At 63.8% G+C, this 6466-nt stretch carries 8 protein-coding genes; 2 read left to right on the forward strand and 6 right to left on the reverse strand.

Annotated features, from left to right (window positions below):
* Positions 1 to 6 precede the first annotated feature (6 nt).
* Entirely contained in the window at positions 7 to 450 is a 444-nt protein-coding gene (locus DESFRDRAFT_RS20355) for a hypothetical protein (RefSeq protein ID WP_005997207.1), read from the reverse strand.
* A gap of 218 nt (positions 451 to 668) precedes the next feature.
* On the opposite strand from DESFRDRAFT_RS20355, the gene DESFRDRAFT_RS20360 reads away from it, so the two are divergent.
* On the forward strand, positions 669 to 1832 hold the full coding sequence (locus tag DESFRDRAFT_RS20360; RefSeq protein ID WP_005997208.1) for a sugar transporter: 1164 nt from the start codon (positions 669 to 671) through the stop codon (positions 1830 to 1832).
* Between the two features lie 42 nt (positions 1833 to 1874).
* On the opposite strand, the gene DESFRDRAFT_RS20365 is transcribed toward DESFRDRAFT_RS20360, so the two are convergent.
* The 5 genes from DESFRDRAFT_RS20365 to DESFRDRAFT_RS20385 form a co-directional block, all read right to left on the reverse strand.
* Positions 1875 to 2576, reverse strand: a complete 702-nt coding sequence (locus DESFRDRAFT_RS20365) for a DVU0298 family protein (protein WP_005997209.1) — start codon at positions 2574 to 2576, stop codon at positions 1875 to 1877.
* 275 nt (positions 2577 to 2851) lie between these two features.
* Positions 2852 to 3481 (reverse strand): tetratricopeptide repeat protein, encoded by a 630-nt coding sequence (locus tag DESFRDRAFT_RS20370; protein WP_005997210.1) that lies wholly within the window; start codon positions 3479 to 3481, stop codon positions 2852 to 2854.
* 20 nt (positions 3482 to 3501) lie between these two features.
* Positions 3502 to 3861 carry a hypothetical protein gene (locus tag DESFRDRAFT_RS20375; protein WP_005997211.1) on the reverse strand — a complete coding sequence of 120 codons (360 nt, stop codon included), beginning with the start codon at positions 3859 to 3861 and terminating at the stop codon, positions 3502 to 3504.
* Positions 3862 to 4701: a YkgJ family cysteine cluster protein gene (locus DESFRDRAFT_RS20380; protein WP_005997212.1), complete on the reverse strand. Its 840-nt coding sequence runs from the start codon at positions 4699 to 4701 to the stop codon at positions 3862 to 3864.
* A 128-nt stretch (positions 4702 to 4829) separates the two neighbouring features.
* Complete coding sequence (locus tag DESFRDRAFT_RS20385) at positions 4830 to 5018, reverse strand: ferredoxin (RefSeq protein ID WP_005997213.1); 189 nt, start codon at positions 5016 to 5018, stop codon at positions 4830 to 4832.
* Positions 5019 to 5402: 384 nt separating this feature from the next.
* On the opposite strand from DESFRDRAFT_RS20385, the gene DESFRDRAFT_RS20390 reads away from it, so the two are divergent.
* Positions 5403 to 6347, forward strand: a complete 945-nt coding sequence (locus DESFRDRAFT_RS20390) for a glycosyltransferase family 2 protein (RefSeq protein ID WP_005997214.1) — start codon at positions 5403 to 5405, stop codon at positions 6345 to 6347.
* Positions 6348 to 6466: the final 119 nt, after the last annotated feature.

Genomic DNA, 6466 nt, shown 5'->3' on the forward strand with positions numbered 1-6466 from the left:
CTTTTTTCAAAAAGTTTCCCCCTGGCCGCCGTGACGAGCCATTTGGACTCTGGCCCGCGCCGCCTTGAGGCGTTCTTCGCGGTAAACGCGCACCCGGGTCATTTTCTCCGGCGGCAACACGCCCGCCAGTCTGGCGTCGGTTTCCCCGGCCAGGGAGCGCAGATCCAGGCGCAGGGCCACCATGCCGACCATACCGGGATTGGCCGCCAGTCGGGTACGGGCGAGGTCCTGGCGCTTTTTGATTTGTTCGATCAAGATGGGACGCATGGCGGCCTTTTCCTGCGGCGTCAGGGCCACATGGGCGGCCAGGTCGCGCAGAAAGGCGTCGGCCAGCTTCTCGGGCGGCTGGGAGAATTGCGCCGGAAGCTCGGCGGCGTGGACGCTCGAAGCCATGGCCAGAAGCAGTACGGCCGCGGCGAGCGCTCTTGTCAGCAGGGCTTTGTAACGCACGAAAAACCTCCGCAGGGACGGTGTCCCGTTTCTGGACAGGCAGTCGGGCGCGGCATGGAGGCGGTTACAGACCCATCCCGAGGGCTGGACGACGGGGCAGGCCGCGCGTAGGAACCCTGGGCTCCGGGGCCGCTCAGGCGAATTCTCCGCCCTCTTGAAACGAAAGCGCCCCGAAACCCCTGTGCCCGCCCGGCAGCCCGCGCGGCAGAGGTGGGAAAATGGCCGTAGACGAGCCGCAACGCCGGGACTGGATCCCGGTCATCCTTTTGGCGTTCGCCACCTTTGTCTTCAATACGACGGAATTCGCGCCCATCTCCCTGCTCGGCGACATCGCGCAATCCTTGAACGTCACCACGGCCAAGGCCGGACAGCTCGTCACCATCTACGCCTGGATGGTCGCTATCCTTTCCCTGCCGCTCATGCTCGCCTGCGCCAACATGGAGCGACGCGGACTGCTGCGCAACGTGTTCCTCGTCTTCATCGCCAGCCATGTCGTGTCCGGCCTGGCCCCCAATTATTACGTGCTGCTGCTCTCGCGCATCGGCGTGGCCTGCGCCCATTCCATCTTCTGGTCCATCGTCATACCGATGGGCATCCGGGTGGCGCCGAAGAATTACGAGTCCAGGGCGCTCGGCATCCTGTCCATGGGATCGGCCGTGGCTTTGGTGCTGGGGTTGCCGCTCGGGCGGGTGATCGGGCTGCAACTCGGCTGGCGCATGACGTTCGTCTGCATCGGCGGCATGGCGCTCCTTGCCATGCTGGCGCTCATGCGCCGGCTCCCCGTGATGCCGAGCCAACACGCCGGGGACCTCAAGAGCCTGCCGCGCCTTTTCAAACGTCCGGCCCTGGTCGGCCTGTACATTTTGACCTTGGTGCTGATTACCGGCCATTTCACGGGCTATACCTACATCGAGCCGTTCGTCACCCGGGTGGCCCGGGGAAGCGAGGACTTCGCCACGCTGGTGCTGCTCGTGTTCGGTCTGGCCGGGATCGCGGGTTGTTATTTCTTCATCCGCTGCAACCCAAAGCACCCCGCCGCCACCTTTGCCGTGCCGGTGTGGCTCACGACCGTGTGCCTGCTGCTCATGCGCCCCGTCATGGGAAGCCTGCCCACGCTGCTCGTGGTGTACGCGGTCTGGGGCATGGCCATGTCCGCCGTCAATCTGGTCTTGCAGTACAATGTGGTGCGGGTGGCCCCGGACGCGACGGACGTGGCCATGTCCATCTATTCTGGCATCTACAATATCGGCATCGGATCAGGCGCGTTGGTGGGGGGACTGGTCACCATCCACATGGGGCTCGAGGATGTGGACAACGTGGCCGGGGCCATCGCCGTGGCCGCCAGCCTCTGGTGCCTGTATTATCTGCGGCGCAGGGGCTGAGCGCACCGGCGTAGACGTGCTGGGTAGTTAGGAAAACGCGGCCTACCCACAGCGACGGCAGGCGGCCAGGGCGGCCTTGGCCTGGGCGGCCACGGTGGTTTCGCCAAGCTCCCAGCCGTCGTACAGCTCGAACGCGGCCGTGTCCCGCTCCAGGCCGGAAAGGGCTTCGAGCAGCGTGCGGGCGGGATCGGGCTTGATGCGGGAAAGCGCCAGACAGGCAAGGCCCCGGGCGGCCGGGTCGCAGTCGGCAAGCGCGGCCGTGATCTCGGCCAGGCCATGGGCGGCCAGCTTGGGCGCGGCCTCGGCCAGCCGGGCCACGGCCCACCAGGCCCCGCGCCGCAGCGGCGCATGGTCGATGTAGGTGCAGTCGCCCTCCATGTCCTGGACATAGGAGACGAGCACCCGATGGTAGTCGGCGGCCAGCACCGGGCAGACGGCCAGCGTCTCGCCCATGCATTCCGGAATGCCCCAGCCGATGTTGCCGGACTCCTCGTTGACGCGCCACATGAGGTTGCGCCAGACGTCGCGGGCGTCCTCCAGGCGGGCGGCGGCGATGTCCGCCATGGCCGCGCCAAAGGCGGTAACAGCTCGCCAGCGCACAAGGGCGTCCGTATCGAGCAGCAGCGAAAAAAGCGGCCCGAGACGCGTCTTGGCCGCGATACCCGCCAGTTCGGCCAACCCGGCCTCCCTGTCGCCCAAAAGCGCCTGCCGCACCCGCGCTATGAGTTCCCTACGCGATGTCATGGAGTGTTCATCCATTTTAAGGAGAAGGAAAAGTGCGAGAGGGGAAACCCTTTCAAGAAAGGGTTTCCCCTCTCGCGCTCTCCCCTTCCTAAAGTTTTCAATGGGGGAGGGACAGTACCTTCAAGGGGTTTTCCATCCCTTATCCTTGTGAAAAGGACAAAACCACAATTCCCCTTTACCCCTTTGAAAGTCTTTTGAAAGGGGGTCCGGGGGGAAACTTTTCTTCAGAAAAGTTTCCCCCCGGATAGCATACCCCCAGATAGCATATGCTTCCCCTACTTGGCCAAAGCGGCTTCGATTTCGCGGACCATGTCGGGGTGGGGTTCGTAGCCGGTTTTGCGGGCGCGTTCCACGAGTTCCTTGGCCTTGGCGAATTCGCCGCGTTCCATGGCGACCAGGGCCAGGTTGTTGATGGCCGGGCCGAACATGGGTTCGATCTCGAGGGCCTTGGTGCTGTGGTATTCCGCGCCTTCGAGGTCGCCCTTCATGAACAGGGCGCTGCCGAGGGTGGCCATGGCCTGGACGTATTTGGGGTCGATCTTGATGGCCCGGCGCAGGGCTTTTTCGGCCTTGTCCACTTCGCCGCGCTGGAGATGCACGAAGCCCGTGTTGCCGTAGGGCACGGCGAAAAGCGGCCGGGCCTGGCAGGCCTTTTCGTTCCACTCCAGGCAGCCGTCGAGGTCGCCCTTGTTCATGGCCAGGCCGCCGAGCTGCACAAAGCCCTCGGCCAGGCTCGGCGAACATTCCACGGCCTGGTGGAATTCCGCCTCGGCCTCGATCAGCCGGCCCTTGGCCACGTAGGCGGTGCCCAGGTTGTAGTGGGACACGCCGCAGCCGGGATTTTGCGACAGGCGCTTTTTGAGTTCATCGATGAATTCGTCGGGAGTCTGGGCGATGTATTCCATGCGCGTTCCTTACCTTCGTTCTATTTGGTCGGGCCAAGTTCGGCGTCGATGCCTTCCCGGACCAACAGTTCCTTGTACCATTTGCAAAAGGCGTACATGCCCCGGTGCTTTTCCGAGCCGTTCATGACGCCCATGCACACTTCCCAGGCCCCCTTGGCGAATTCGCCCGACGCGCCTTTGTGAGCGGCCAGAAATTCGTTGACCAGCTGCTGGCCGGTGCGGCGCGAGGCGTCCTCGCGCATGTCCAGGGGATCGTTGGGCTCCTGGAAGGGGTCCCAGGCGTCGTAGCCGATCTTGTCGATGAAGCGGCGGCGGCGGGGGCTCAGCTTTTCGTACATGGCGCGCTTGGCCGCCGCCAGATCCTCGGGCGAAAGAGCCATCTATTTCTCCTCGCCGGTCTCGGAACCACCGTCGGGGCCGGGAATCACCCAGGTGGTCGAGCCGCCGCAGGAGGCGCAGGCCGAAGACCCGGGGGCCTCGCCGCACGAGCCGCAATTCGCGCCATTGGCCTGGGACGCCGCCTGGCGGGCCTGGACCTCGGCCGGCGGCATCTGCACCATGTCGTCCTCGGTCACGATGCCGAGATATTCGTCGTCGTATTCGGTGATGAGCGCCAGCGACACCGGCACCAGCACGTCGCCCATCAGCGGCAGCTTGGTCGGCAGCGAGGCCACAACCTCCTGGGACAGGAGCATGAGCCTGTCCTGGAGCTTTTCGATCTTGACCGTGGGATAGCGGCCGCCCGGCTCGAATCCGGCTTTGCCGCAAATGTGGGCCTCGCCGCCGATCTCGAGGGGCACGCCGTAGAGCCGGCAGGTGATGGGGCGGGATTTGTAGAGGATACAGCGGTTGTCGTCGCCGAGCAGCGGGCAGCGGATGCGCTCCCGGGCCAGATCGGCCAGGATCTCGGTGGTCGACACGCCCTTCTCGCTGGCCCGAAAGGCCTTGCGCTTGAGCTTGTAATGCTCGCGGTCGGCCTTGTTGGCCCGCTCCAGGACGGCGTCGCGCGCCTCTCCGGGGGGGAAGGCCTCATTGAATTTGTGGTTGAGGTACAGCGCCTCGATAAGACTCAGGTCGAACAGGGCGTGGCAGCAATCGCTGCACCCTTCGCCGCAGGCGACCATGCCGGGGCAGGCGGCGGCCACCTTGGCGAAAACGGCGTCGGCCTCGGCGGCGATGGCTTCGTAGCGGGCAAAGGCGGGGGAAAAATCCAGGGGCATGGCTTGGGCTCCACGAACGCCCCGGGCCGTGCGCCCATCACGCGGCTCCGCGAGGGTCAGACGGCCCGGGCCGGAGACGGCAACGGGAGCGGACGGCCGCCCGCTCCCGTTGCCGGTTACTTGGCGATTTATTCTTCCTCGACGGTGATGGCGTCCTGGTCGCAAACCTCGACGCAGGATTCACAGCCCAGGCATTCTTCCATGTTCACGGCCACGGCCTTGCCGTCGCGCAGCTCGTAAACCTCGACCGGGCAGACATCGACGCATTCGCCGTCGCCAATACACTTCTTCGCATCGACAGTGACTTTGTATCCCATGAACAACCTCCGGGCAACAAAACGAAACAAACGTATTTTTCCAGGGATGGCGGCAGGTTACATGCGCGCATCCGAAAGATCCGGAAAAGTTTACGCAGGATTAGCCCCGGCGTGATTCCGTGTCAAGGGAACCTGACCAAAAGCGTGACGACGTCGCGCCTCAAGATCCGGCGACAACTTTTTTCCCTATTTTTCCCGAAGTTGACCGAACCACCAGGGGCATGTAACCGGTCATGCCTTTGTACGTCTCCTCCATCCCCCTTATAAAAATGATATTTTTTTTGAAATAATGCCCTAAAGTTCCTGGAGGACACTGCCGAAAGGAAGGATGAAGGCGGAGTACAAACTTTTTTTCGCAAGGATGCCTAACAGCCAGGGAAGGCCATGGGCAAGCTCACTTATTTACGACCGCGACGCGGCGATATCTCTCCGGTTCTGCTGCTGCTGACTTCGCACAGGCTCGATTGCTTTCTCGTTTGCATCCGCTGCCTGGAACGCTTCACCAGCCTCGACCGCTTCAAACACATCTACGTGGTGGGCAACGCCTTGTCCCCCGAGCATACGGCCGTGGCCCGGCGCTTCGTCGGACGCCATGCGAATGCCACCCTGGTCGAGCGCGGGCCGCGCGGCCTGGTCCCGGCCGTGCTGTCGGCCGAAAACGACATCCTCAGCGCCCACATCGACGATGTCATCATCAAGATCGACGAGGATCTGTTCGTCACCCCGCACTGGCTCGAGCACCTCGTCGACGGCTACATCGACCACGCCGAACGCCCCGACGTGCCGGCGGTCATGCCGCTCGTGCCCATAAGCCCGCCCGGCCGCCACGTGCTCAACCGGTTCCTGCGCGTGTCCTACCCGTCCGAGCGCCACATGTACTGCGGGCCGCCCATCGAGGAAAACTGGGTCTACCACCGCTGGATATGGGAAAAGCTGCTCTACGAGAACATGGCCCAGGTGTACCTGCGCGACGCGCCGGCCAAATACGGCTACGTCAGCTACCTGACCATCAACTGCGTGATCTTCGACGCGCGGCTCATGCGCCAGGTGCTGCCCCTCCCCACCGCGCGCGTGGCCGGCCAGCCGACCAGCGACGAAATGGCCATCAACGCCGCCCTGGCCGCCGGAAAGCAGAAGATCGCGGTGCTCGGCAGGAGCCTCGCCCACCACTACAGCTTCTCCAAGTGCGAGGAATACCTGCGCTCCCATGTGCCCCTCGACGAAGTCTGGCGCTACATGCAGGGAATCACCGAAATGCCGGTGACCACACGGCGTTGCCACGTCCCCACCGGCGGCGGCGACCTCAAGCTGCTGCGCACGGGGGGATAGAGGGAAGAGAAAATGCAACCGGGGGGAAACTTTTCTGAAGAAAAGTTTCCCCCCGGCCCCCTTTCCAAAGACTTCTAACGGTTACGGATGGTGTAACGAGAGCCGTCCGTAACCGTTAG

Origin of the sequence: Solidesulfovibrio fructosivorans JJ] (genome assembly GCF_000179555.1) — a bacterium.
GTDB classification, from domain to species: domain Bacteria; phylum Desulfobacterota; class Desulfovibrionia; order Desulfovibrionales; family Desulfovibrionaceae; genus Solidesulfovibrio; species Solidesulfovibrio fructosivorans.

Bases quoted from the DNA above. Each gene is read 5' to 3' on its own strand.
- DESFRDRAFT_RS20390 (WP_005997214.1), top strand. From the start codon at position 5,403: ATGGGCAAGCTCACTTATTTACGACCGCGACGCGGCGATATCTCTCCG.
- DESFRDRAFT_RS20360 (WP_005997208.1), top strand. From the start codon at position 669: ATGGCCGTAGACGAGCCGCAACGCCGGGACTGGATCCCGGTCATCCTT.
- DESFRDRAFT_RS20370 (WP_005997210.1), bottom strand. From the start codon at position 3,481: ATGGAATACATCGCCCAGACTCCCGACGAATTCATCGATGAACTCAAA.
- DESFRDRAFT_RS20375 (WP_005997211.1), bottom strand. From the start codon at position 3,861: ATGGCTCTTTCGCCCGAGGATCTGGCGGCGGCCAAGCGCGCCATGTAC.
- DESFRDRAFT_RS20385 (WP_005997213.1), bottom strand. From the start codon at position 5,018: ATGGGATACAAAGTCACTGTCGATGCGAAGAAGTGTATTGGCGACGGC.
- DESFRDRAFT_RS20365 (WP_005997209.1), bottom strand. From the start codon at position 2,576: ATGACATCGCGTAGGGAACTCATAGCGCGGGTGCGGCAGGCGCTTTTG.
- DESFRDRAFT_RS20380 (WP_005997212.1), bottom strand. From the start codon at position 4,701: ATGCCCCTGGATTTTTCCCCCGCCTTTGCCCGCTACGAAGCCATCGCC.